The organism is Streptomyces sp. NPDC091376 (assembly GCF_044757085.1).
In the GTDB taxonomy this organism is placed as follows: domain Bacteria; phylum Actinomycetota; class Actinomycetes; order Streptomycetales; family Streptomycetaceae; genus Streptomyces; species Streptomyces pratisoli.
The window spans coordinates 1-25702 of record NZ_JBIVUF010000004.1 but is presented as its reverse complement, the minus strand read 5'-3'; the positions used below and the strand labels follow the sequence as shown (position 1 = coordinate 25702).

Annotated in this window: 21 protein-coding genes and 1 tRNA gene; 16 read left to right on the top strand and 6 right to left on the bottom strand. The window is 69.9% G+C overall.

Going from position 1 to position 25702, the window contains the following annotated elements; genetic code table 11:
* Nucleotides 1-114 precede the first annotated feature (114 nt).
* The gene (locus ACIQMR_RS10180) at nt 115-1455 is read left to right on the top strand and encodes a helix-turn-helix domain-containing protein (RefSeq protein WP_401384958.1); all 1341 of its coding nucleotides are present in this window, start codon (nt 115-117) and stop codon (nt 1453-1455) included.
* A 162-nt stretch (nt 1456-1617) separates the two neighbouring features.
* Here the strand turns inward: ACIQMR_RS10180 and ACIQMR_RS10175 are convergent, their stop codons facing one another.
* Complete coding sequence (locus ACIQMR_RS10175; protein WP_401384957.1) at nt 1618-5457, bottom strand: S8 family serine peptidase; 3840 nt, start codon at nt 5455-5457, stop codon at nt 1618-1620.
* An 848-nt stretch (nt 5458-6305) separates the two neighbouring features.
* Here ACIQMR_RS10175 and ACIQMR_RS10170 point away from each other — a divergent pair.
* Both ACIQMR_RS10170 and ACIQMR_RS10165 read left to right on the top strand, forming a co-directional pair.
* Nucleotides 6306-7367, top strand: a complete 1062-nt coding sequence (locus ACIQMR_RS10170) for an ATP-binding protein (protein ID WP_401384956.1) — start codon at nt 6306-6308, stop codon at nt 7365-7367.
* Nucleotides 7364-9175: a hypothetical protein gene (locus ACIQMR_RS10165; RefSeq protein WP_401384955.1), complete on the top strand. Its 1812-nt coding sequence runs from the start codon at nt 7364-7366 to the stop codon at nt 9173-9175. Before ACIQMR_RS10170 ends, ACIQMR_RS10165 begins: the two co-directional genes overlap by 4 nt.
* 172 nt (nt 9176-9347) lie before the next feature.
* On the opposite strand, the gene ACIQMR_RS10160 is transcribed toward ACIQMR_RS10165, so the two are convergent.
* A complete protein-coding gene (locus ACIQMR_RS10160; protein ID WP_401384954.1) occupies nt 9348-9674 on the bottom strand; it encodes a hypothetical protein in 327 nt (108 codons plus the stop codon).
* Nucleotides 9675-9725: 51 nt separating this feature from the next.
* Nucleotides 9726-10550: an SGNH hydrolase domain-containing protein gene (locus ACIQMR_RS10155; protein ID WP_401384953.1), complete on the bottom strand. Its 825-nt coding sequence runs from the start codon at nt 10548-10550 to the stop codon at nt 9726-9728.
* Between the two features lie 379 nt (nt 10551-10929).
* Here ACIQMR_RS10155 and ACIQMR_RS10150 point away from each other — a divergent pair, with 379 nt between their 5' ends.
* The gene (locus ACIQMR_RS10150; protein WP_401384952.1) at nt 10930-11757 is read left to right on the top strand and encodes an SGNH hydrolase domain-containing protein; all 828 of its coding nucleotides are present in this window, start codon (nt 10930-10932) and stop codon (nt 11755-11757) included.
* Nucleotides 11754-12962, top strand: coding sequence for an acyltransferase family protein (locus ACIQMR_RS10145; protein ID WP_401384951.1), 1209 nt, complete (start codon nt 11754-11756; stop codon nt 12960-12962). The genes ACIQMR_RS10150 and ACIQMR_RS10145 overlap by 4 nt, the downstream gene beginning before the upstream one ends.
* Nucleotides 12963-12970: 8 nt before the next feature.
* Here the strand turns inward: ACIQMR_RS10145 and ACIQMR_RS10140 are convergent, their stop codons facing one another.
* Together ACIQMR_RS10140 and ACIQMR_RS10135 are read right to left on the bottom strand one after the other, a co-directional pair.
* Nucleotides 12971-13372: a hypothetical protein gene (locus ACIQMR_RS10140; protein WP_401384950.1), complete on the bottom strand. Its 402-nt coding sequence runs from the start codon at nt 13370-13372 to the stop codon at nt 12971-12973.
* Between the two features lie 199 nt (nt 13373-13571).
* A complete protein-coding gene (locus ACIQMR_RS10135) occupies nt 13572-14282 on the bottom strand; it encodes a DUF899 domain-containing protein (RefSeq protein ID WP_401384949.1) in 711 nt (236 codons plus the stop codon).
* A 290-nt stretch (nt 14283-14572) separates the two neighbouring features.
* On the opposite strand from ACIQMR_RS10135, the gene ACIQMR_RS10130 reads away from it, so the two are divergent.
* From ACIQMR_RS10130 to ACIQMR_RS10120, 3 genes are all read left to right on the top strand, one after another.
* A tRNA-Leu gene (locus tag ACIQMR_RS10130) sits at nt 14573-14657 on the top strand.
* A gap of 372 nt (nt 14658-15029) precedes the next feature.
* Nucleotides 15030-15584, top strand: coding sequence for an AAA family ATPase (locus ACIQMR_RS10125; protein ID WP_401384948.1), 555 nt, complete (start codon nt 15030-15032; stop codon nt 15582-15584).
* A gap of 127 nt (nt 15585-15711) precedes the next feature.
* Nucleotides 15712-16359 carry a class I SAM-dependent methyltransferase gene (locus tag ACIQMR_RS10120; protein ID WP_401384947.1) on the top strand — a complete coding sequence of 216 codons (648 nt, stop codon included), beginning with the start codon at nt 15712-15714 and terminating at the stop codon, nt 16357-16359.
* Nucleotides 16360-16444: 85 nt separating this feature from the next.
* On the opposite strand, the gene ACIQMR_RS10115 is transcribed toward ACIQMR_RS10120, so the two are convergent.
* Nucleotides 16445-17527: a PI-PLC domain-containing protein gene (locus tag ACIQMR_RS10115; protein WP_401384946.1), complete on the bottom strand. Its 1083-nt coding sequence runs from the start codon at nt 17525-17527 to the stop codon at nt 16445-16447.
* Nucleotides 17528-17796: 269 nt separating this feature from the next.
* Between ACIQMR_RS10115 and ACIQMR_RS10110 the strand changes: the two genes are divergently transcribed.
* The 8 genes from ACIQMR_RS10110 to ACIQMR_RS10075 all read left to right on the top strand — a co-directional run bounded on the left by ACIQMR_RS10110 (nt 17797) and on the right by ACIQMR_RS10075 (nt 25543).
* Nucleotides 17797-18138 carry a PadR family transcriptional regulator gene (locus ACIQMR_RS10110; RefSeq protein ID WP_401384945.1) on the top strand — a complete coding sequence of 114 codons (342 nt, stop codon included), beginning with the start codon at nt 17797-17799 and terminating at the stop codon, nt 18136-18138.
* Entirely contained in the window at nt 18135-19166 is a 1032-nt protein-coding gene (locus ACIQMR_RS10105) for a hypothetical protein (RefSeq protein ID WP_401384944.1), read from the top strand. Before ACIQMR_RS10110 ends, ACIQMR_RS10105 begins: the two co-directional genes overlap by 4 nt.
* An 83-nt stretch (nt 19167-19249) precedes the next feature.
* On the top strand, nt 19250-20491 hold the full coding sequence (locus ACIQMR_RS10100; protein ID WP_401384943.1) for a cytochrome P450, cyclodipeptide synthase-associated: 1242 nt from the start codon (nt 19250-19252) through the stop codon (nt 20489-20491).
* 91 nt (nt 20492-20582) lie between these two features.
* Nucleotides 20583-20975 (top strand): nuclear transport factor 2 family protein, encoded by a 393-nt coding sequence (locus tag ACIQMR_RS10095; RefSeq protein WP_401384942.1) that lies wholly within the window; start codon nt 20583-20585, stop codon nt 20973-20975.
* Nucleotides 20976-21185: 210 nt separating this feature from the next.
* Nucleotides 21186-22691, top strand: a complete 1506-nt coding sequence (locus tag ACIQMR_RS10090) for an MFS transporter (protein ID WP_401384941.1) — start codon at nt 21186-21188, stop codon at nt 22689-22691.
* Nucleotides 22692-22753: 62 nt separating this feature from the next.
* Nucleotides 22754-23194 (top strand): SRPBCC family protein, encoded by a 441-nt coding sequence (locus ACIQMR_RS10085; RefSeq protein ID WP_401384940.1) that lies wholly within the window; start codon nt 22754-22756, stop codon nt 23192-23194.
* 128 nt (nt 23195-23322) lie between these two features.
* On the top strand, nt 23323-24696 hold the full coding sequence (locus tag ACIQMR_RS10080; protein ID WP_401384939.1) for a carotenoid oxygenase family protein: 1374 nt from the start codon (nt 23323-23325) through the stop codon (nt 24694-24696).
* Nucleotides 24697-24913: 217 nt separating this feature from the next.
* On the top strand, nt 24914-25543 hold the full coding sequence (locus tag ACIQMR_RS10075) for an ABC transporter permease (protein WP_401384938.1): 630 nt from the start codon (nt 24914-24916) through the stop codon (nt 25541-25543).
* Nucleotides 25544-25702: the final 159 nt, after the last annotated feature.

Sequence of the window (25702 nt, the reverse complement as noted above, 5' to 3'; positions counted from 1 at the left end):
TAAGTCTCTGAACAACCGTATTTAACGGAGTGCTTAAACTAGGCGTGGCGGGGTGGCTGCGCAATGGTCTACTGCCCCTGAATAATGGGGACTTCGAACGACCCAGGGGGTCTGATGGACGAACCGGCCGAGATCGGTCGCCGCGTGCAGCAGCTGCGCGCACACCTCGGCCTGACCCAGCGGCAGCTGGCCGAGCCCTCGTACACTCCCGCCTACATCTCGACCCTGGAGGCCGGGAAGGTGCGGCCGTCCGAGGCGGCGTTGCGCTTCCTCGCCGACCGGCTCGGCACCTCGTTCGAGGAGCTGTCCACCGGCCGCCCCGCCCATCTCGCCACCGAGCTCCGGCTCGCCCTCACCGACGCCCAGCGCGAGCTGGCCACCGGCTCCGCCGAGGAGGCTGCAGTCAGTTACCGGCGGCTCCTCACCGACGCGGAGCACCTGGAGCTGACCGCCGAGCAGGCCGAGGTGCTGCTCGGACTCGGCGAATGCGCCCTGGAGACCGGGCAGTTGGACAATGCCCGCAGGCACTTCGAGGCGGCGGAGCGGCTGTTGGGCGGCGAACCGCTGCCCCGGCGGGCACGCGCGGTCCGGGGCCGCGCCATCGCGCACCTGCTGGCCGGTGAACTGCGCTACGCCTGCTACCTCCTCGAAGCCACGATCGACGAACTGAACGCGAGCGGCCTGGCCGATCCCGAGGCCCTGGTCCTGCTGTACGCGGCCATCATCGGCCCGTACATCGACATGGGCGCCCATGCCCGCGCGGCCCACGCCGCCGAACTCGCGCTGGCCCTGGCCCCGCAGGTCGACGATCCGGCGCTGGTCGCGGGCATGCACCGGCAGGTGGCCCGCACCTTTCTCGCGGAGGGCCGCACGGCCGATGCCGACGCCTCCCTGGCCAAGGCGCAGGCGATCTACCGGCAGCTGCGACTGCGGACCGATCTGGCGCACTGCCACTGGATGCGCGGCTACGTCCAGGCGCAGGACGGCGAACTCACCCTCGCGGAGCAGGAGCTGCGCACCGCTCGGGACATGCTGACCGCCAAGCGCGCCGTGCTCTTCGCCGCCCAGGTGGAGGTCGAGCTGGCCGACGTGCTGCGACGCCTCGGACGGCTCGACGAGGCCTCCGAGCTGCTCACCGCGCTGCTGGAACTGGGCGACCGGCACGGCGCGGTGCACGCGGGCGGAGCACACCGGCTGCTCGGCCTGATCTCCGAGGAACGCGGCGACGGCGACGCCGCCGAGGAACACTACGTCCTTGCCCTGGGGCTGCTCGAACGGAGCGGGGCCAGCGGGGACCTCGCCGATCTCTGCCGCCTGCTGGGCGACCTGCTGCGGCGCGGCGGCCGCACCGAGGCCGCGCTGGACGCCTACCGCACGGGCCTGGGCCACCGGGCGGCACCGGGCACGACAACCCTCGGCCCCGCCCCGGCGACACCGTCGTTCCTGCCGCGCTAGGTCCCCGGCCGTACGGTAGTCCGAGCGGAACGCCGGGAGTGCTCCTCGGCAGAGGTCCTCCGGAGCGTCCGTCACACGGGACGGCGGGTGCCGGGGGTCGGCCCCGGCACCCGCCGCGAGGTTCGGCGGGCGCCTCCGCGGGGTTTCCGCGGAGGCGCTCGCTCACTTGCCGAGCAGGTAGGCCCGCTCCACGGTCTGCCGGACCGTGTTGCCCGCCTTGTCGGAGGCCGTGACCCGCAGGGTCACGTACCCGCCCTGCCGCTGTCCGTCCGGCCGCTCGACGGTGGCGGTGAACCGGTTGTGGCCGCGGTCCTTGACACCGACCCGCGCCTTCCACGTCCTGCCGTCGTCGAACGAGGCCTCGACCTTGAGCGTGACCCCGGCGGGGGCGGCGAGCCCGTCCTGGTTCCTGACGGTCAGGTCGAGGTCGTGCCGCCTGCCTCCACCGACGGTGTTCCACAGGTCGGCCGGGACTCCGTAGTCGACCTGGAGGAGGGGCAGCAAGGTGTCCTCGGTCGTGGTGTCCGAACGGAACGTCCACGAGGTGGCGGTGCGCGTACCGGCCCGCCAGTAGTCGGAGAGGCGCTCGGTCGTCAGATCCAGCCGGTAGTCGGCCTTGCCCGCGGGGACCGCGAAGTTCCCCCAGGCGGCGTTGGACCTGCTCACCTCCTTGCCGTCGCGGTGGAGGACGGCCGTCACGGTGTCACCGCTCGGGTAGGTCGGCTCGTCCAGCGTCCCGGGCGTCCCGGCCCTCCCGATGCCTCCCGACAGTCCGGGGGCCTGCTTGCGGGCCCAGTGGCCGGCCGTCGAGTCGGTGTACTCGGGGATCGCGACGCTGAGGACGTCACCGTTGCGGACGGAGGGGCTGCTCCAGCCGCGCGGGATGGACGGCCGCACCACGGCCTTGTACCACTCCTCCTTGACGTTCTCACCCGCCGCGAAGCTCCGGGGGGCGTCGTGCAGGCCCGACCGCATGGCGAAGTCCGCGTACGGGCTGGTGATGAAGTCGACGTGGTGCATCCACTCCGTGTCCCCGGAGCTGACGTACTCGGTGCGCGTCAGACCGGTCGGCACCGCGCGCGAGGTCTCCATGGTGACCTTCGCGTAGGGACGCCAGCTGAAGCGCTGCTCGGCGCTCCAGTCCAGCGCGCTGTTGTCCGTGTAGGACGCCTTTACCTTGGCGGTGTTGCGGTCCGAGACGGTGTACGTCACGTCCTGCGGGATCTGGTGCTTCCAGATCGCCCTGACGTCGTACAGGTACGGGCTCTTGACCGTACCGGAGATGTCGACGACGGCCTTGTGCCTCTTCATGTACGACAACAGCTCAGCGCCGTCGGCCGCGTTCACCCGGATCACGGGAACGGCGGAACGCGTGTCCGCCGGCTGCCAGCGGGTCCAGGCCACCAGCCCCTCGGGAAGGACGACCACGAGGCCCTCGGCGCCCGCCCGCGCGGCCGCCTCCGCGAGCGCGTACTCGCCCGAGGCGGTGTCGTCGCGGATCACGGCGAGCTTGCCCCGCACGGTGCCGGGCCGCAGGTCCGGGTTCTCCACGGTCCCCGCGTACACGGCGGAGAGCCGCCGGCCCTTCGGGTCGAACGGCGCGGACCGCGGTACGTAGTACGGGTCCAGGTCGAAGTCCGCGCCGCGGACCTCTGCCCTGATGTCGGGAGCCGCCATCTCCCAGCGCGTGTTGAACTCGAACTCGCCCTCGGTAACCTTGGACGTGGGATTGACGTACAGGTCAACCGACCCGCCGCCGTCCTCGAAGTAGGTGGTCCGGGCCGTCGCCGCCCCGTCGATCTTCCGGTACTCCTGGAACGTCGCGTTGTTGCGCCGCTCCGCGGGCATGGGCGTGCGCACGCGCACCGGCTTGGCCTTGCGGGCGTCCAGGGTCACGCTCCTGTCCCCCGCGACCTTCACCTCGGGCTCCACGATGTGGATGAGCCGCGTGGTGCCACCGCTCTGGTGCAGCAGCGTGCCACCGAACTGGTATGTGCCTTCCTCGACCTCGAAGACCAGGGGGTCCCAGCTGAGGAACTGGACGTCCGTGTCTCCTCCGAAGACATCCACGATGTTCCAGCCGGTGGGCTCGCCGTCCGGGCCGTGGGACTCGATGGTGACCTTGTGCATCGGGGCCCGTACGACCAGGCTGACGGTGGTGTGGACCGAAACCCCGTCGGAGGACGTGGCGGTGACGTAGCCGTAGTAGGAACCGCGGCCCGCCTTCTGGGGGTCGACACCGACCGGGACCTCCGCGGTCGCGCCCGGGGCGACCCGGACCGTACCCCCGCCCGAGCCCGCGCCCAGCGTCAGTCCCTGCGCGGGGAGTTCCCTGCCGCCGTTGGTGGCCAGCGCGGCGCGCAGGCTCAGCGAGACCTCGTCGTCGGTGTGGTTGGTGTAGCGGATCACACCGGCCCGCTCCACCGGAGATGCGTCCCTGCCGAACGGGCCCATGGCGATCGTGCCGGTGGCCGTGACCGGGGCGGAGATGGCCGCCTTGACGTCGACGCGGCCGCCGCCCTGCTGGGTCGGCACCTGGCCGGACACCGTACGGGAGGTGCTGATCAGCGCGTCCTTGAGCTGCTGCGCGCTCCAGTCGGGGTGCTGCCCGGCCAGGAGCGCCGCGGCACCGGCCACATGGGGCGTGGCCATGGACGTACCGTCGGCCGCCACGTAGTGGTCGTCGACCGGGACGCCCATGGTCGTACCGGCGGCGCGCGCGGCGACGATGCCGACACCGGGAGCGGTGATGTCCGGCTTGGCCGCCTTGTCGCCGAAGCGCGGGCCGCGGCTGGAGAACGAGGCCAGCGAGTCGTCGCGGTCGACGGCGCCGACGGTGAGGGCGGCGTCGGCGGCGCCGGGCGACCCGACCGTCATCTCGCCCCGCGAGCCGCTGTTGCCGGCGGCGACGACGAAGAGCGCGCCGCTGCTGCGGGAGAGCTCGTTGACGGCGAGGCTCATGGGGTCGGTGCCGTCGGTCTGCATGTCGGCGCCCAGGCTCATGTTGATGACCCTGGCACCCTGGGCCGCGGCCCACTCCATGCCCGCGACGACCTGTGACTCGCTGCCGTAGCCGTCGTCCCCGAGGACCTTGCCGACCAGCAGGTCGGCGCCGGGCGCGACGCCCTTGCGCAGGCCGTTGGAGGCGGCGCCGCTGCCGGCGGCGGTGGCGGCGACATGCGTGCCGTGGCCGAAGCGGTCCAGGGTCGAGCCGCTGTTGGAGAAGTCCTTGGCCTCGGACACGCGGCCCGCGAGGTCGGGGTGCGCCTGGTCGGCGCCGGTGTCGAGGACCGCGACCTTGACGCCGTCGCCGTGGTGACCCGCCGCCCATGCGGCCGGCGCGTTGATCTGCGCGGTGCTGCGGTCCAGTGTGGGACGCACCTTGTGGTCGAGCCAGATCTTCGGGGTCGCCGCCACCGCTCTCGCCATGGACGCGTCCGACGCGGGTGCGAGCTTCTTCCAGAACGCGGCCAGGTCCTGGTCGGCGACGCGCAGCGCCTGGGCGTCGATGCTCGCCAGTCGCCGCGGCCCGGCGGAGTCGTCGTCGTGGAACTCGGCGAGCGCGTCGACCCGTTCGACCGCCGCGCGCGCCGAGCCCTTGGGCGCCGACACGATCAGCGGCAGGGCGTCGGTGTGTGCCTCGTCGTACCCCTGGACGATCAGTCCCGCGACGTCGAACAGCGCCGCGTCCAGCCGCTCCGTGCGGACCAGCGGCGCGGCGTCGGAGGGCATGACGGTCAGGGCGCCGTCGTCCTCCGAGACCTGGAAGAAGACATTCTCGCGGCCCGGTGCGCGCTGCACCGAAGCCGTCTTCTTCCCGTTCGGCGCGTCGCTGACGGTGACCAGGTCACCCGTGATCAACCGTACGGTCCTGGTGGGGTCCTGCGACGCCGGCGTGCGTGCCTCGGCCCCCTGCGGGGACTGGGCGGAGACGGGCGTCATCGCACCCGTCGCCATCACCGCCGACATCGATATCACCACCCACAGGCGGATGCGTCTCATGGCGATTACAGCCTTTCTGTCATGTCCCGATGCCCGTACGGGCACAGCGTGTGAGCGGGCGTCAGGACGCACGGAGCCGGCATGTCACACCTGGAGCGTGTGAGACGAACGTCGTCCGGCCCGGCCTCGGCCCGGAACTCGGCCGAACCGCCGGCCTTCCGTTCCCGCGGGCCCGTTCGTCAGGGGTGCCTCGTCCCGGTGGCCCGTGACGTGGTGACCGGTCATGTGGTGACCGGAGAAGAGTGGTGACCGGAGAAGAGTGGTGAGCGAAGAAGTGGTGGGCGGAGAGGCAGTGGCAATGCCGGTGGCACAGAGGACCGGTCGAGGCAGAGGACCGCCGCCGCGCCCGGCCTCAGGTGACGGTGGTGACGGTGCGGTGGGTTCGGGACGGGATCGATCGGCGCCGCGGCCCTGCGCGACACACCTCGCCGATCCGGCCGGCACTCCTGCGGCAACCGGCATCAATGCTGTCGATCGAGCAATATCCCTCCGTCCACCCGTGGTTCACACCGCGATCATCCGCCGTGCCAACCGGTGTGTCATCCCCCGCCAGGTGGCACAAACGCGCCATGTCAACGATGCGACACGCACCGCCTCCGGACGCCGTCGCCAGGGACGGCCCGGCGTCATCGGCCGGTCGTGGAGAATCCCGTCGAGCACGGCCGGGACACCGTGCGCTCACCGCCGCGGCGATGCCGCGCCGGACCACCCGGCCCGCCGGTACGCAGCGCGCCGAGCACGACGGCCGATAAACCGGCTGCGCCGTGAGGCCCGAGGCGTACAGACTGTCGGGACGCATCGAACAGTCCGGGCGCACCGGACATCGCACGATCTCAGGAGTCCTCAGCTTGCAGGCAGCCGTCACCGTCACGCCCGCCCGTGTCCCCGAGCTGCTCCTCGGCCTCGCCACGGTGCGCCCCGTCTTCCTGTGGGGCGCTCCCGGTATCGGCAAGTCGTCCCTCGTACGGAACTTCGCCGAGTCCCTCGGCCTCGAGTGCGTCAGCCTCCTCGGCACTCAGCTCGCGCCGGAAGACCTCATCGGCGTACCGCAGATCCGCGACGGCAGGTCCGTGTTCTGCCCGCCCGAGGCCATCGCCAGGGACGAGCCCTACTGTCTCTTCCTCGACGAGCTGAACGCCGCGACTCCCGATGTGCAGAAGGCGTTCTACTCCCTGATCCTCGACCGGCGTATCGGCACGTACGAACTTCCCGCGGGGTCCGTCGTCATCGGCGCCGGCAACCGCGCCACCGACAACGCGCTGGCCAGACCCATCGCTTCCGCGCTGGTCAACCGGCTCACCCACGTCCATCTGCGTGCCTCCGCCACGGACTGGCTCGTCTGGGCGGGTGAGAACGGCATTCACCCCTGGGTCGTCGACTACGTCGCCGACCGGCCCGACCACCTGTGGTCGCAGCCGCCGAAGACCGAGGAGCCGTTCTCCACTCCCCGCTCCTGGCACATGCTCTCCGACGCGCTGCACTCCTTCGGGCCGACGCTGGACGAGGACACCCTCAAGATCGTCGCGCACGGCACCCTCACCCCCGCGCACGCCGTGTCCTTCTGCGGCTACGCCAAGATCGTGCGGCACACGTACGGCATCGACGCCATCATCAAGGGCGACGCGTCCTGGCCCCACCGCATCGAGGACCGCGACCTGCTCTACTACCTCGCCGACGCCTTCCGGGGCCGGCTCGTCAAGGAACTCCCCGCCGCCAAGGAACAGATCCCGCCCGCCCTGCGAGAGACCGCGCACCGCGCCAAGGCGCTGCTCGTCCAGCTCGCCGAGATCTCCGTCGAGGTCGCCCAGACCGTCATCCGCGACGACGAGGACGGCCGGCCCGTGCTGCCCGCCTGGTTCCTCGTCGAGGCCGCCCGCGACATGCCGCGGCTGGTCGAGGCCCGCCGGTGAGCCGCGCGGCCGGCCGGGGGCCGCACGGGAGGAAGGCACGGAACGACGCGGCCACCGAGGCGTTCCTCGCCGGCCTGGCCGCCGTCCGGAAGAATCCGGCCCTCGCCTCGCTGGAGGCCGATGTCTGCCGCACCCGCGACTGCGACCTGAACCCGCGCCACGGCCTCGCCGCCGTCGACTCCAACGGCAGGATCCATGTCCATCCCGACCGCCGCGCCGACCCGTCCGAGTGGGCCTGGGCCATCGCCCACTGCCTCATCCATCTCGGCTTCGGCCACGTCCCCGCCGCCAAGGGCCACCGTACGCAGCCCGACCGGCCCGGACTCGCCGCCCGTTGCGCCGTCGTCAACCGCTTCCTCCTCACCTACCCCGTCGGTCGTGCCCCCGAGCACGTCCCGGCCTCCTACCCCGACGGCGACGAGGAGCAGCTCGCGACCCGCTGGCGCCGCGACGGCATCCCCGCCGCGTACGAACACGGCGGTACGGCGGGAGAGAGCCCCGACCAGATTCTGGTGTCGTGGTCGCGGTGGCACACCCCCGCCGACTGGCAGCTCGCGTTCGCCCATGCCCTGACCCGCACCATGTCCGCCGCGATGGACGTCGCGGGCGGCCGGCGCGACACGCTCACCGGCGAACGTCTCCCCGCGCGCCCCTGGGACCGGGCGTTCAGCTGGTTCATCGCCTCCTACCCGCTGCTCGGGGGGATCGCGGCGGGCATGAAGCTCGTCGCGGACGCCGAAGTGTCCCGTGCCCACGACATCGCGGTCGCCGCCGTCGATGCGACGCTCGGCGAGATCTACGTCAACCCGCTGCGCCGGTACGACGACGAGGAATGGCGTTTCATCCTCGCCCACGAGATGCTGCACGCCGCGCTGCGCCACGGTGACCGCCGCGGCGCCCGCGACCCGTACCTCTTCAACGTCGCCGCCGACTACGTCATCAACGGCTGGCTCGTGGAGATGGGCGTCGGCACCATGCCGGAAGGGGTGTTGTACGACCCGGCGTTGAGGGACCTTTCCGCGGAGGAGGTGTACGACCGGATCGTCGTCGATGCCCGCCGCATCCGGCGCCTGGCCACGCTGCGCGGCAAGGGCGCCCGCGACATCCTCGGTGAACCGCTCGGCGGACGCCTTCGTGACGGGGTCGACCTCGACGAGTTCTACCGGCGCGGGCTGGTTCAGGGCCTCGATCTGCACCTCGGATGCGGCCGGGGGCTGCTGCCCGCCGGACTGGTCCAGGAGATCCGGGCCCTCGCCCATCCGCCGGTGCCGTGGGACGCCCGGCTGGCCCGCTGGTTCGACGAGTTCGTGCCCCGCCCGGAGGCCGTGCGCAGTTACGCGCGGCCCGCCCGCCGTCAGGCGTCCACGCCCGACATCCCGCGCGCCGGACGGTACTTCCCGCCCGAGGAGGTCGCCCGGTGCACTTTCGGCGTCGTCCTGGACACGTCCGGTTCCATGAACGTCCGGCTGCTCGGCAAGGCTCTCGGCGCCATCGCGTCGTACGCCGAGGCCCGCGACGTCCCTGCCGCCCGGGTGGTCTTCTGCGACGCCGCCCCGTACGACGCGGGATATCTGCCGCCGACGGAGATCGCCGGCCGGGTCCGGGTACGCGGGCGCGGCGGCACCGTCCTCCAGCCGGGGATCGACCTCCTCCGGCGAGCGGAGGACTTCCCGGAGACGGCGCCCGTGCTCATCATCACGGACGGCTACTGCGACGTGCTCCGTGTCCGAGCCGAACACGCCTACCTCGTCCCGGAGGGTGCCCCGCTCCCCTTCACGCCCCGCGGGCCGGTGTTCCGCCTGCGCTGAGGCGCGTCCCCGAGGATCTCCGGGCGCCGCGGAAGCGCCTACGGTGAGAGGCGGGTCCCGGTCGTCATGATCGGGACCCGCCTCTGTATCGAGACCCGCCTCTGTCACCGGCCACCGAGGACACTGTTTCCTGACGGTGCGTCAGCCATCGACGACGGGCGCGCCACCAGCACTACCCGAACTTCACATACTTGTAGACGTGCCCCACACCACCGGGCTCGATGGAGCTCTGGGCCTCGCCCCTGCAGCCTCTGGACTCGTACGAACGCACGGTCCGGCCGGTGTGGTTCGACGCATAGAACGGAGCGTTGTCGCCCCTCAGGGAGTAACAGCGACCCGACTCCGGAGAGGCGAGCACTGCGTCCTGCCCGCCCAGTCCGGAGGTACTCCAGTAGAAGTCCCCGTCAGCCGCGTGCGCGGACACCGGGAGCGTCAGGAGCGCGGCAGCCAGCAGTCCCGGGCCGGCCGCTCGCACGACCTTCACCCCAATCATTTCCACAGACTCCCTTCCTTTCGAACAGCTTTCATTCAGCTGTCATTCGGCTTTCATTCACGCCGTCTGCCGTCGATGAAACATCGAGTTGAGAATCCAGTTCCCGAGACGCACTTTCGTTTCTTTGCTGCAATGGACGTCGGTACCGTAGACGGGCACCCCCGAGATCTTCTTCGGGCATTCGTTCAGATCGTTGCAGAGCTGATGGAAGATATCCAGGTAATGCACCCCGGGATACTTCTTGCTGAACTCCAGAAGGATCCCGGACATCAAGACCGCCACCGAGCCCGGCACATGCTGCCAGGTGGATCCGAAGACGTAGACCGGGGTGCCTCTCCGGGAGAGGATCCGGACCGCCCGGTCGAGATTGGTGACAAACCTCTTGCGCGCCTTGTCGTCCCGAATCGTCACCCGCTTTCCTCCCGGGTCGATCTGCTGCTCCGCCAGATCCCACTGGACGCTCAGCAGAACCGCGTCCGGACGCACCTCGTCCATCAGGGCCGGCCACTCGGCCTCCCATTTCGGACAGTCCCTGTTCGGCATCGGGTTGACCGGATTACGGATCCCGCAGGCGAGTGCCGAACCGTCCTTCACCTGCCCCTTTCCGCCGAAGGCCGTAGCAATCCCGGACGCCGCGTCCCGCGCCCAGGAGTCGCCGACAACGAGGACCCTCTTCCCTTCCGCACCCGGCAGCAGGGCAGGATCCCCCCACGGCGGGACGCCGGTACGACGCGACGACGGTGCTGCTTCAGGGAACTCGCACGGAGCCGCGTAGCAGGGAATGTCGGAGGGCGCCTGCTTGATTTCTTGAACAGCGCCTGGGACCCCACTCGACCAACCTGAAATGCTGCCGGCCAGGATGGCGGCAACACCTTTCACCATTTGACATACGGGCATTACTGCCGGTCCTTCCGGGGGAATACGTCACGCAGGTCGCCAGCAGGATCCGAGAAAGCGCACAACGGCCTCAGAACTTACCGATGGGGTAGCTGGACAAACACCTGACACGACCGCCGGTACGATATTTCACCGGATCGGCCCAAGCCGACCGGAAGACCGCCTCCTGACTGCCTCCTGATGATGCACCAACGGGCGCGTCAGAACTCTGCGGCAGCCGCCGGAAGCTAATCTCCTGATCGACAATCCGATTGCTTCCGAGTCGGCGCGGGGTGTCGTTCCCCCTGATTACAGCGCTTCCGCACGCGGACTCCACGAATGCCGTCCGACGATGACGGACTCCCGAGAATCCTGGTGGGTAATCATGGTGCAAGGAAGAATTCGCCGACTCGGCCTCGCCGCGGTGGTCGCCGCGCTGGCGTGCGGCTGCGCTCCACAGCATGCGGCGAAGAACACGACGACACGTTCCGAGGCAGCCCCGTCCGGTGTCGTGGCCGGTGCCGGTGAACCGCACTACGGGTCGGCGGTTCCCCCGCTCGGCTCGCCTTCCCTCTCACCCGCCGTGACCGGCAAGACCGTTCTGGTCGTGGGCGACTCCTGGTCCGCCAGCATCGGTCAGGGCATGAGCGAGGTCGGGTCCTCTCGCAACACCGTGGTGAACGCGGGGCTCGGCGGCTGCGGAATCCTGCTGCCCGTGGGCAAGGAGACCCCGGAGACCTGCCGCAAGTGGCCCACCCAATGGCCCTCCCATCTGGAGAAGTACAAGCCCGATGCCACATTGCTGACAGTCGGTTTCTGGGATGTCGTCCCGCAGCGGCTGGCACGCGACGAAGAGGCCCTCGATCTCACCTCGCCGGCCCACGAGAAAGCCTTCCGGGACCGGCTGAACCAGGCGATCTCCATTCTGACCAGCCGGAACACCCCCGTGTACCTGATGACTTCGCAGCAGGTGGGTCATCCCCAGTACCGTTCCTCCGCCCTGGTGATGAACCGGGTCCTCCGGGAGGCCTCAGCGAAACAGCCCGCCGTTCGACTGCTGGACCTGCGCGGCCAGTTGTGCAATGACGACGAGTGTCCCGAGGTCCTGGCAGGAACACGTGTCTACGACCCCACCGACCACCCCACCAAACCCGCCCGCGCACGGCTGGCCAACTGGGCCCTGAACGAGATGTTCGCCAAGGACGGTGCGTGAGGGTGCCGCTGGCCCTCGAGCAGCGTCCGGCCACAGCCGCAGGAGAGGCCTCCGCCGGGAGAATCGATGCGATCGACGGTCTACGGGCCGTCGCCGTCGCCGCCGTCATGGCTTTCCACTACGGGGCCGGGCTGGACGGCGGATTCCTCGGCGTCGATCTGTTCTTCGTCATCTCGGGGTTCGTCATCACCCGGTTGCTCCTGGCCGAACGAGCCCGAACCCCACGCCCTTCACTGGCGAGCTTCTGGTTCCGGCGGGTCAAACGACTCCTCCCCGCCGTCCTGCTGGTGGTAGTAGCCGTCCAGGCATGGATGGTCCTGCAGGATCCTCCGGGACTGCGTCCCACCGTGAACGCCCAGACACTGGCCGCCCTCACCTATACGTCCAACTGGTACGCGATCCTCGGAGACATCGACTACTGGGACGTGACCCAGGAACAGGCGCCACTGAACCACCTGTGGTCCCTGGCCGTCGAGGAGCAGTTCTATCTCGTCTGGCCCGTCGTGCTGATCGGCCTCACCACCTGGGGCACCCGACGGATCCGCCATCCCCACCGGCTTCTCCTCGCGGCCGCGGCGGTCTGCTACCTGCTGGCGCACCTTCTCTACTTCCCCGGCGCGCAGGAGCGTGCCTATCTGGGCACCGATACCCGGGCCGGGGCGTTGCTGCTGGGGGCCGTCATCGCGTTCCGCCCGGGTCTGTTCTCCCGGTTCTCGCGCTTCTCCTGGCCGGCGGTAGCGGTCCTCGGCTGGCTGTGGTGCACCGCGGACATCGACTCGGCCGCGCTCTACGCCTGGCAGCTGCCGCTGGCAGGAATGACGGCGGTCATGCTGATCGACACCGCCGCGCACGGACAGCGGTTCCGCAGGGCGCTGTCGTCCCGCCCCCTCCTCTGGCTCGGGCACCGCAGTTACGGGCTCTACCTGTGGCACTGGCCCGTATGGGTCTACCTCGGTGTCAACCACCCGGAGTGGAGCCAGGGATCGAAGATCTCCGTAGCCGTCTGCGCGTCCGTCCTGCTCGCCGCTGCCGGCTATCGACTGATCGAGCATCCCGTTCGCACCTCGTCGTGGCGCCCTCGTGCGCTTCTTCCCGTGCTGACCACCTGCTGCGTCATGGTGGCCCTGGTGACCACGGCCCCCGTCGCCGCTCCTGTGGACGCCCACGACAACGGGCCGGTCGTCACCGGGCCGAACGCGCCCTGACACGTCGGCTACGCGGTGCGTGAGTCGGCGAACTTGTCCAGTTCGCGCATCGCCTCGGAATGGGCGCTCATCCGGATGCTCAGACTCCCGCTCGTGAAGAGCGCCACCCCGACGACCGATACGGGCACGGACAGCCCGAGCACAGCCAGGGCTTCGGGCCAGTCGCGTTCGTTCTGACACCAGTCGTTCCTCTGCAGGCCCTCGTTGGCCGTACCGCGTTCGGTCAGCAACCGCGACTCGCATTCCGCGGGGTAACGGTCCTCCGGCTCCTGGTCGACCTCGTACGGCGTGAGCAACAACAGGGCGCACCAAGCCCATTGGAGCGTCGCGACAGCCAGCAGACCGATGCCCCAGGCGCGTATGCGCCCGGCCCTGTCGCGGAAGTCGAGGTCGTATTCACGTGATCGCATGGCGGACGAATCTAGCAGCGGGTGCGCGCAGCTCGGCGGGCGCGCTGCGACGGGGAGTCGGGGCAGCGCGTCGGCGACGCCGGTGCCGATGTCCGCCCCGTCGCGCGCCGGAGTTTCACCGAGCCCACCACCGAGCCCTGCCCGCCCGTCGACCGTGATGCGGGCCGTTCACCGACCCGTCGTCCGTGATGCGGGCCCTTCAGCCGCCGCCGGAGCCCGGACCCGAGCCCGGGCCGTAGAGCGCGGCGATGTCCTGGGACGACGCCCACCCGCTGTACGTGGGCGACTGGGGCCAGCCCTCGGGCGAGTCCTGCCATTCCTCCTGCCGTCCGTACGGCAGCACGTCGATCAGCGGGAAGGTGTGGCTGAGCTGCTCGGTCCCCCGGCCGTCGGTGTGCCAGGTGCGATAGACGGTGTCGCCGTCGCGCAGGAAGACGTTGACCGCGAATCCTCCGCCGTTCGGTGCGCCGACATCGGCGCCGAACGGACTGTCGGCGGTCGAGTACCACGTCATCCGGTTACCCACCCGCTGCTTGTAGGCGAGCGCCTCCTTGATCGGGCCCTGGGTGACGATGACGAATCGCGCATCGTAGTTGTCCAGGAACCCCAGGCGGGTGTACTGCGAGGTCAGCCCGGTGCAGCCCGAACACTGCCATTCCTCGCCGGCGAACCACATGTGGTTGTAGACGATCAGTTGACTCTTGCCCTCGAAGACGTCGGCCAGCCGAACGGGCCCGTCCTCGCCCTCCAGGGTGTACTCGGGCATCTCGACCATCGGCAGCCGGCGCCGCTCGGCGGCGATGGCGTCGAGCTCCCGCGTCGCGGCCTTCTCCCGAGCACGCAGCGCCTCGAGCCGGTGCTCCCACGTTGCGGCGTCGACGACGGGTGGAAGTGCGTGGGTGGTGGTCATGGTTCCCTCACAGAGCTCGTGCCGGCTTTCGCTTGTACAGAGGTAGACCCCACCGGGCCCCGAAAGTCATCGATCGCCACGTCACCCGCGGGGCACACCCTCACCATACGTACACACCCGGTCGCTCTCCGCACGCCTTGCCTGTCGGTGAGCCGCGAGGGCATCGCGGCCGTCGTCGAGGGTCGCCGCCCACCCCACTGACCACGTGAAATGCGGTTCAGAGGCACCTCGAACCCCTGGTAGAGTTGTCCATGTCGCCGCGGGGAACACCTGGGGCGGTGATACACCCGGTCCGGGTGGCGGAATGGCAGACGCGCTAGCTTGAGGTGCTAGTGCCCTTTATCGGGCGTGGGGGTTCAAGTCCCCCCTCGGACACTTGCCGTAACGATACGGATGCGAGGGCCTCGACCTAAGGGTCGAGGCCCTCTCTTCGTGTTGGCAGGTGACGATGATGCCGCGTTCACTCATGGCGCTCTTCAGGCGGGAGTCTGCGGTCGCGCACTCACGGTAGCCATGCGCATGCGGTCATGTCCCGTGGAGGGCGCTGGGGCGCAAGTTCCCGGTTGGCTGCGACCGCCGGACCCCGATTCGAGCTCCCCCTGCGACCGGGAAGCCATTGGACCGGGCAAGGCGGTACGCCTCTCCGCCCCCGCACCCCCGACGAGGCCGTAGCCAATCACCCACGGCCGTGCCTGTCCCGCGACGTGACAGTCGTCGGCTGCGGCCCGCACCGCTAGCCTCGGCCGCATGATTGTTTGGCTCAACGGCACCCACGGCGCAGGCAAGACGACGACCAGTGCACTCGTGCAGCAGCTGATCCCGGATTCCCGGGTGTTCGACGCCGAGAAGGTCGGCGAGACACTCATGGACATCACGCCAGGGCTGCCCGGGACGGACAACTTCCAGCACTGGCCGCCGTGGCGGCCGCTCGTCGTCGAGACAGCCCGCCGCGTACTCGACTACACCGGTGGCACTCTGGTGATGCCCATGACCGTCCTGGTCGAGGAGTACTGGCGAGAGATCAGCACGGGCCTCGCCCACCATGGGATCCCGGTACGGCACTTCGTCCTCCATGCCGACCAGGACACCCTCCGCGGACGCATCGCGGGCGACACCGTTCTTGGCCCCGATTCCCCGTTCCGTCTCAAGTACCTCGAGCCCTACGCCGAGGCAGCCCGCACGTGGCTGCATGCCGAGGCCGAGGTCGTCGACACCACACACCTCACGCCCGCCCAGGCCGCCCTGCAGATCGCGGAGGCCGTCAAGGCTGAGGCTCGATCCGCCGGAGACCGACGAGTGTGATCCCGCCGAGAGCGTGCACTACTACTCGCTGAAGCTGTCTGGACCAACGACAGCCCCGGCGACGAGGCGGAAGGGAGGATCGTGATCCTCTCGACTCGCCTCGGCGCCAGGAACTACTTTCGCGAGCATGGTCGAACACGATGCCCTCAGCACCACCCGCGAGGCCTACGACGCTGCTGCCGCCACCTATGCGCAGCTGTTCCGCGACACGCTGGATGACAGTCCCCTGGATCGTGCGATCCTGGGTGCCTTCGCGGAGGTCGTACGTGCGAGTGGGGACGGTCAGGTCGCGGACCTCGGGTGTGGCCCGGGCCATGTCACCGCCTATCTGGACGAGCTGCGGCTGACGGCGTTCGGTGTCGACGCCTCTCCTGCGATGATCAAGTTGGCTCGACAGGCCTATCCGGGCCTGCGGTTCGACGTGGGCTCGATGGCCGCGTTGGACATCGCCGACGGCATGCTGGGCGGCGTGCTCTCCCGTTGGTCCATCATCCACACTCCGCCGCAGGAACTCCCCCTCATCCTGGCGGAGTTCCATCGCGTGCTGGCACCTGGTGGCCACCTCCTGGTCGGCTTCTCGGCAAGCGACGATCCGTCTCACCCGACGCAGGTCTTCGATCACACCGTCGCGCCGGCCTATCGCTGGTGGCCTGATCACCTCGCCGCGATGCTCCGCAAGTCCGGGTTGGCCGAGGTAGCCCGGATGGTTCGCGAGCCCCAGCCCACCGATCGACGGCAGTTCCAGGAGATTCACCTGCTCGCCCGCAAAGCCTGAACGGAGGACCGACCGGGCAGCGCCGTACTGCAGCATGCGTCCGCGGAGCGCGGTGAGTTCCGTCAGAGGAGCGCGTTGAGCTCCGTCACGGGAGAGCGTTGAGCTCCCCGACGATCGAGGCCGGCGTGTGGCCGCTGCCGTCCGACAGCCGGTGGAAGTCGACGGAGACGAAGTTCGGACTGCGTCCCCCGGCCGCGGGCCGGCACCGGTCGGCGATGCGGTTCCTCAGCTTGGTGCCGTTGTCCAGCGCCGCCGTGAGGACGGTGGGTACGTTGCGGTGGTGGCTCATCGTGAACAGCCGCCGGAATCCGGGCTCCTGGCGGTCCAGAGGCACGTCGGACCAGCGGCTGACGCACGCGAGGTCGTTGCCCAGATCCCCGAGGCTCCAGTAGTTGCTCACCGTCCAGGACCTGTCGTACATGACGCCCAAGTGCTCGCGGTCGGAGCGGTCGGAGAAGATCAGCAGGCGTTTGCCGGCGGTGACGAGGTCGGCCACCTTCGGCCATCCCTGCCGGCGTACGTCCCACTCGTCGGCCCGGAACAGAAGCTCGGGCAGCCCCCTGACCCTGTCGAGGGACCGACGCAGCTGTTCTGCATCGACGTAGTCCTCCAGGAAGACGGTGACCACCTCCTGGGGGTGGGCGGCGAGAAAGTCCACCACGGTCTGCATCGTGCCGTGGAAGGACTGCCGCGGCAGGGCGTACGTGGCGCCGGCGAAGGTCTTGCAGCCGCCGTGGCACAGGTAGACGTCGCTGGGATAGCAGTCGCTCCCGAAGCTGATGATGCACAGCCAGGTACTGCGCTCGTACCAGTGCGTGTCCAGACTCAGGCCGCGGACGCCGTTGTCCAGCTGGGCACGCACCGATTCGGCCTGGTTCACCGAACTCCACCGCGCGTCCTCGTAGTTGGTGAATGCGTTGTGGCTGGTCAGGAAGGCCACCTCGTCGAGCCGTCGCTCGCCCCAGCGGGCGGCCGCGGGATCGGCGGCGCGCGCGCCGGCAGGGTGGGCGACGGTGGAGGGAGCCCCGCCCCGGTCACGGTCCTGGTCCCGGTCCGCGGCAGAGGCGGCCGCAGCGGGCCCGGTGCCGAGCAGCGCCAGCACCAGGAGGCACACCACGGTGTGCCGGCGGGTTCTTCTCGGGCGCGCGGTGGCTTGCGTGCTGCGCACGCGCCGCCCACCCCGCCACAGACATAACGTGCTCACGTCAATCATGGCGCGGAGAGTAGCGCGGAGCCCCTCAATTCGCGTCCCTCATGCATACGTTCGGCCGATACCCGACGCACGGCAAGGGAGAGCCGCCAGGGGCGCATCGTCCTCACGACCTGCGGCGCAACCTCTCCCCCCTGGGCGGCTGTTGACGCGGTCCGGGCATGTGGTTGACTAGTCTGAGAACGAACTAGTCGAACTCGCAGAGTAGAAAGTAGAGTTGACTATCGATGGTCGCAGTGGAGACCGGCTGGTTGCGTGGGGTGCTCCCACTGGCGCTCGCCGCCGTGCTTGCCGAGGGCGACCGGCACGGCTACGCGCTGGTGCAGGAGTTGGCTGCGCGTGGATTCGGCACGGTCCGTGGTGGCGCCCTGTATCCGGTGCTCGGACGCCTCGAGACCGACGGGGTGGTGGAGGCGCGATGGGAGCCCGGTGAGGGCGGGCCGGGACGCAAGGTCTACCGGCTCACCGAGGCAGGGCGGGCCCGGCTGCGTGAAGAGGCCACCAGCTGGAAGCAGTTCTCCGACGCGATGGATCAACTCCTCGCCCACGGTATGGAGGAGTCGCCATGACGGACGAGGTCACCCGGTGGAACGCGCGGGTCCGACTGGCACTGGCCGCACAGCCGGTGGACAGCGCGCTCGCGGACACGGTGCTGGAAGAGGTCGCACAGCACTGCGCGGACAGCGGTGAGAGCCCGGAGGACGCCTTCGGCACGCCGGAGGCGTACGCCGCCACCGTGGTCAGCGAGCGCGTCCCGCCCGAGGAGCGTCTTCGCCACCAGGGCGGCCAGGCGCAGGCGGCGACAGTCCGCGCTGCGCTCGTCCCGATCGGTACGGCCGCTCTGGTGGCCGGCGCCTGTTTGTGGGTCGCGAACGGAATCACGCTGGCCCTGACGCCTGGCGGGCTGGTGGGCTCATCGTTCGTCGCCATGGCCCTGATGGGCAGTCATCTCGCGGCCACTGCATCGCGATCCCGACGGCGTATCGCGGGGTGGGTGCTCGTCGCCGTCGCAACGGTGCTGGGCGCGACGGCCTTCACCACCCTCTCCCAGAAGGCCTTCGGCCACCTACCCGCCCCTGCCCTGTGCCTGCTGGGCCTCGCGCTGCTCGGCTGTGCCACACGGAGCAACAAACCAGCCGCAGAACCTGAAGGAGTCACCATGCAATCTCGGACGGACGCCATGCAATCTCGCACTGACGCGCAGAACACGGTGGGGCGTGAGCACTGGCTCGGCCGGCTGACCCAGCTGCTCGAAGAGCGCCACGCCGTGCCCCGCGCACGCGCCGCAGAGCTCACCAGGGAAGCCGCCGACCACCTCGCCGCCACCGACAGCGCGCCGGAAGAGGAGTTCGGGCCCGTGGACCTGTACGCGTTGCGACTGTCCGAAGAGGAGTCTCCCCGCCCACGGTGGTGGCGGCGCAGCGACGTCCAGAACGCGATACTCGCCGTGATCCTCACCGGGTACCTGGTGGTCAATCTCGCCTCCGGCGGCCCGTTCTGGCGCACCGCGCTCGCCGCCGGCGCACTCGCCGTGAACCTGGCGCTCCTCGCGATCCCTCTGGTGCGCAGGCAACGCAGTGCCTCGCCCCAGCGATAGCGCGCTGCCGACTCCGCCGGGCCTGAGTACTCGGCAGGGAGATGCCGGCCCCTCCTTGCCCTTCCCTTGAGAGATTTCCTGCCATGACCATGGTCACCCCCCACTTCAGTGTCCTCTCCGAGGACTTCGCCGCCGACCCCTACCGGTACTTCGCCCCGTTGAGGGAGCAGGCACCGGTGCACTACGAGCCCGCGATCGACAGCTACTTCCTGTCCCGCTACCACGACGTCAAGCGGGTACTGACCGACCATCAGGCGTTCAGCACCGAGACACTGCAGGTCCGTGCCGAGCCGGTGATGCGCGGACCGGTCCTCGCCCAGATGACCGGCGCCGAGCACACCGCCAAACGAAAGATCGTCGTCCGCAGCTTCACCGGGCAGGCCCTGCACGACCAGACGCGCGCCATCCACGCCAACGCCGCCGAGCTCATCACCCCGTTCCTTCCCCGAGGCAGGGTGGACCTCGTCAACGACTTCGGCAGACCCCTCGCCGTCCACGTCACACTCGATGTCCTCGGCCTCGACAAGCAGGACTGGCAGCAGGTCGCCGCCTGGCACAGCGGAGTCGCCGAGTTCATCACCAGCATCACCCTCACCGCCGAACGCCGCCGCCACTGCCTGGACTGCGCCGAGCAGCTGGAGGCCTACCTCGTCCCCCTCATCGAGCAACGCCGCCACCGCCCCGGCGAAGACCTCATATCGAAGCTCTGCACCGCCGAGTTCGACGGCATCACCATGGACAATCGCGAGGTCACCGCACTGATCATCAACGTCCTGGCCGCCGCCACCGAGCCCGCCGACAAGACCCTCGCCCTGCTCTTCAAGCACCTGATCGACCACCCCGAGCAGATGGCCCAGGTCCGCCAGGACCCCAACCTGCTGACCGCCGCGATCGCCGAAACACTGCGCTGCACCCCACCCGTCCAGCTCATCCCCCGCCAGGTCGAGCAGGACGCCGAGTTCGCCGGCATCACCATCCCCGCAGGCGCCACCGTCTTCTGCATGATCGGCGCGGCCAACCGCGACCCCGACGCCTTCACCACCCCGGACACCTTCGACATCCACCGCCCCGACCTGGGCACCACCCGCTCTTTCACCGCCGCCGCCCAACACCTCGCTTTCGGTACCGGCCTCCATCAGTGCGTCGGCGCGGCCTTCGCCCGCGCCGAGATCGAAACCGTCGCCGCGATACTCCTCCCCCTCCTCGACCAGGTCCGCTACACCCCCGGCTTCCACTACCGGGAGACCGGCCTGTACACCCGCGGCCCCGCCTCCCTCTCGCTGGACTTCACACCCACCGGCGAAACCGTCCCCGGCTACGAGTGACACCCGCCTCCGACCCAGTTCCCCCGCCACTTCCCCGGCTCGCGAACCAGAACTCTTCCCGTACCCCCACCTTCGTCAGGAGAAGACAGCGATGACACCGACCGACATCACCAGAGCCATCAACGACCTGCTGTTCACCCCCGGCCTCGACCTCACCCAAGCCCTCGACCGACACTTCACGCCCGACTACCGCCAGCGCACCGACGGCGTATGGAGCGACCGCGCCGCCTTCACCCAACACATGACACGCCTGCGCTCCCTGGTCCGCAGCGGACACATCGAGGTCCACGACGAATTCCGCGACGGACTGCGCTACGCCGACCGCCACACCGTCACCCTCACCCAGCACAGCGGCCGCACCTCCCGCACCGAGGTCTACCTCTTCGCCGAGTGCGCCCCCGACGGCCGCTTCCGACGCGTCGAGGAAACCACCCTCCTGCTCACCGGCCACCCCGACGACCAGAACCTGGGACACATCAGCTGACGCTGCGGAACCCGCGGAAGGCGCCGTCCCCGACCGCGGGTCGCCGCGGACGTCTACGGACGGTTCAGCGGGTTGATGGGTTGAGCACTCGGAGTGCGCCCAGGTACGTCCGAGGCTGGGCTACACGTGGACAGGTGCGGACAGGACTGGACAGTCAACGCCCCTGCTGGGCATGGAAAGTGGACACCGCCCGACACGAGGCTGTGCGCCATGAACCTTGGACGCACGAAGGACCAGGCACCCCCACCTGACCGGCCGGGAGCCGTGCTCGCGGCGCTCGCCGCCGCGCAGTTCACCGTCATGCTCGCCACCTCGATCGTGAACGTGGCGCTGCCGCAGATCCGTGCCGGTGTGAACCTGTCGGACGGCGGCACCACATGGGTGATCAACGCCTACGGCCTGGCGTTCGGGGCGCTGCTCCTGGCCGGAGGGAGGGCTGCCGACCTCCTCGGCCGTCGCCGGGTGCTGATCTCCGGCCTCGCGCTGTTCGCGGGGGCTTCGCTGGCAGCGGGACTCGCCACCTCCACGGGCGTCCTGATCGCCGCCCGCGCCGTGCAGGGACTCGGCGCCGCCGCCATCGCCCCGGCCGCCCTCGCACTGGCGATGGGCCTGTACCCGTCCGGCTCCGGACGCGGCAGAGCCCTGGGCGTGTGGGGCGCGGTCTCCGGCGCGGGAGGGGCGGGAGGCGTCCTGCTGGGCGGCGTGCTCACCCAGGCGTGGGGCTGGCCCTGGATCTTCCACACCGTCGCGCTCGGGGCGGTACTGGTCCTCATCGCCGTGGCGGCCCTCGTGCCAAAGGCTGCTGTTCGGGAGTCCGCGCGATTCGACCTCCTGGGCACCGTCACCGTCACACTGGCCCTGACCTGCCTGGTCTGGGGCCTGACCACCGCGCGCGGCGCCGGCTGGACGGACGCCCGGGTACTCGGCGCCCTCGCCGGTGCCGGCGCACTGCTCGCGGCTTTCGCCGTGATCGAGATCCGCCGGCCGAACGCGCTGATGCCCCCGCGCCTGTTCACCACCGGCCGCGTCGCCGCCGGTAACCTGTTGATGGCCCTGCTGGGGTCCGTGTGGATCGCCCTGTTCTTCTTCCTGCCGCTCTACCAGCAGCAGGTCCTCGGGATGGACCCCTTGGCCACCGGAGTGGGCCAACTCCCCCTCGCCGTGGCCAATATGTTCGGTGCCGCTGTCGCACCTCGTATCTCCCGGCGCATCGGCGGCACCGCAACGGTGACCGCGGCCTTGCTCACCGAGGCCGCCGGACTGCTGTGGCTGTCACGGCTCAGCGCCGACGGCGGCTACCTCACCGACGTCCTCGGTCCGAGCATCCTCGTCGGACTCGGGCTGAGCATCGCCTTCGTCCAGCTCACCGCACTCGCCGTGGACGGTGTCCCGCCACAGGACGCGGGTCTGGCCGGCGGGCTGGTGAACACCACCCGCCAGGTCGGCGGTGCGATCGGGCTCGCCGCCCTGGCCACCCTGGCCGGCTCCGTCACCGCCCACGCATCCACCCATCAGTCCCACGTGGAGGCGCTCAGCACCGGTTACCGAGCCGCCTTCCTCGTCTCGGCCGCGGTCCTGGCCGTCGCCGCACTCCTCGCCCTGCCGCTCACCCGACAGAGCCGCACCGACCGCGGCGCCCTCCCACCACCCACCGCGGCCACCTCCACGGCGCCGCGCCGCCAGGACCGGGCCGCCCCGTGCGCACCCACCACCTGATCCCGTACCCCGGCCGCCGAGCCGACCCGATCCACCACCACCACCACCGAAGAGGACATCGCATGCACACCATCGACACCACCGCCCCCGTCGTCGTCAGCCTGACGACGACCATCGACGCGCCGCTCGCCACCGTCTGGTCGCTGCACACCGACATCGACAACTGGCCGGTCTGGAACGTCGACATCGACCAGGCCAGGCTGAGTGGGCCGGTGACGGTCGGCAACGACTTCACTTGGCGCACCCACGGGATGACCATCACGTCCACCATCCACGAACTCGTCGCCGAGCAGCGGATCGTCTGGGGCGGGACCGTCGAGGGCATCGTCGGCATCCACGTATGGACCTTCGAGCAGACCGGGGACCACGTCGTCGTCCACACCGAGGAGTCCTGGAGCGGAGACCCCGTGGACGCCGCGACGGACGAACTCGCCGCGGCCCTGACGACGTCCCTGGAGAGCTGGCTCGACTGCCTCAAGGCACGCGCCGAGCGGACGACCTGACACTTCACGCCACAACACACACCAACACACCACACACCACGCACCACGCACCACGCACGACGCACGACGCATCACGCACGACCACGACCACGACCACGACCACGACCACGAAATCCGAGGACGCGAGCATGAGCAACAAGCCGTATCTGACCGGCCACTACACCCCCGTCGCCGACGAGATCACCGCCACCGGACTCACCGTCGAGGGCACCCTGCCCCCCGAGCTCACCGGCCGTCTGATCCGCAACAGCCACAACCCCAAGCCCGGCATCACCCCGACCCACTGGTTCAAGGGCAGTGGCATGGTCCACGGCATCCGCCTCCGCGAGGGCCGCGCCGAGTGGTACCGCAACCGCTGGGTCCACACCCCCGCCCTGGACGGCGCTCCGTACATGACCGAGCACGGCCCCGACCTGACCGTGAGCACCGCCGGCACCCACGTCATCGAGCACGCCGGGCGGCTGCTCGCACTGTGCGAGGCGAACTTCCCCTTCGAGCTCACCCCGGACCTGGAGACGGTCGGCGCCCATGACTTCAACGGCCGACTGCGCACGGCCATGACCGCGCATCCGAAGGAGGATCCGGTGACGGGGGAGCTCCACTTCTTCGGCTCCTCGCCCTTCCCGCCGTTCCTGACGTACTACGTGTCCGACGCCAAGGGGGAGATCGTCCACAGCGCCGAGATCCCGGGCGCGACCGCCTCGCTCAAGCACGACTTCGCCATCACCCGCCGCCACGTCGTCTTCATCGAAGGCAACGTCACCTTCGACCCCGCCGAACACTCCGGCATTCCCTACGGCTGGAGCGACCGGCAGCCCGCCCGGATCGGTGTCATGCCCCGTACGGGCAACGGTGCAGGGCACGTCCGCTGGTTCTCCATCGAACCGGGCAACATGCTGCACGTCGCCAACGCCTATGAGGACGGCCAGGGCCGCATCGTCCTGGAAGGCCCCACCGTGGACCGCGAAGGGTTCCAGCTCTCCTGGAACTGGTGGGTGGGCGCGCCCGAGCGTGGCACCGAGCCCAACACCCGTTCGTACACGCGTCGTTGGGTCATCGACACCGCGATCGGCACCGTCGACGAGCAGATCATCGACGACCTCGCCGTGGAGTTTCCGACCCTCAACGAGGACTACCTGGGCACCGAGAACCGCTACCAGTACGCGGTGTCCTTCCCTGACCAGGAGGGTTTCGGCGGCTACGGCGTCGTCAAGTACGACCGCACCACCGGCGCCCGCCGCATCCACCAGGTCGGTGACGCCCGGCTGCCCAGCGAGGCGGTGTTCGTCTCCGCGGCCGGCGCCACCAACGAGGACGACGGGTACCTGCTCACCGTCGTCTCCGACCTCAAGCAGGACGCCTCGCAACTGCTGGTCCTGGACGCCTCCGGCCTCGACCGGATCGCCACCGTGCACCTGCCCCGCCGCGTGACCGCGGGAATCCACGGCTCCTGGATCCCGGACAGCGCCTTGGACAGCGTCCTGGACAACAGCGAGGGCTGACCCACACCGTCCCCGGCACACTGCACAGCCGGGGACGACCGTCGCTGGGCGGGCTCCGGGCCACGGTCCCGGAGCCGCCCACCACCTCTGACGGGCGGTGACCGCCGAGTCGGGTCACCGCCCCCGCCGCGGCCCGGGTACCGCATACCGGCCCGAGCCGCCCGTGCCGTTCCCGAATCCCTCACTGACACCCGTAAGCCCTTTGGAGGACTCCCCCATGTCCGTCGCAGCCCCCGACGCTCCGGTCACCACCGGCGCCACAGCCACCCCGAGTCGTCTCGTGAACGAGGTCGACAACCGCGATGCCTACGTCAGCTTCGGATTCGCCTACCTGCTGGGACACGGCGCCGCCGCGGTCTCCCAGGGCGACGACCCCCTTCTCGGCCTGCCCGGCTGGCTGCCCGTCACACTCCTCGGAATCGGCCTGGCAACCGGCATCACCCAGGCCACCGTCGCCGCCCTGCGCGCCCAGCGGGGAGCCACCGGGCCGGACGTCCTCACCGGCAAACTGCTCGGCGCCTCCTGGATCGCGGCCTTCACCGCCCTGTTCCTCGCCGTCACCGGCCTGACGTCCGCCCTCGGCATGCCGGAACTGCAGTCGATCCTCTGGCCCGCCGGCTCCGGCCTCGTCGTCGGGCTGCTCTACCTCGCCGAAGGCGCCGCACGTCGCAACGTGCTCCACTACAGCCTCGGCGTCTGGCTGGCTCTGACCTCCACCGCGGCGCTCTTCCTGGGCACCCCGGGCCTCTACTGGGTCCTCGCCGTCGCAGGCGGCGGCGCCTACGCCCTCGCCGCGGTCCTCGAACGCCGGCGCCTCATCCGGTACGCAGGGCGTCCCCAGCAGTGAACCCTTTGGCTAGGCGGTGGCTTTGAGGAAGGTGTGCCAGCCGCCTGCCGGGGACTGTCCGACGTGCAGCGTGCGGAGCTTGGTGAGGATCTTCGGGTCCTGGACGTCCAGCCAGTCGCAGAACTGCCGGAACGACACCAGCCGTACGTCCTTCTTCCC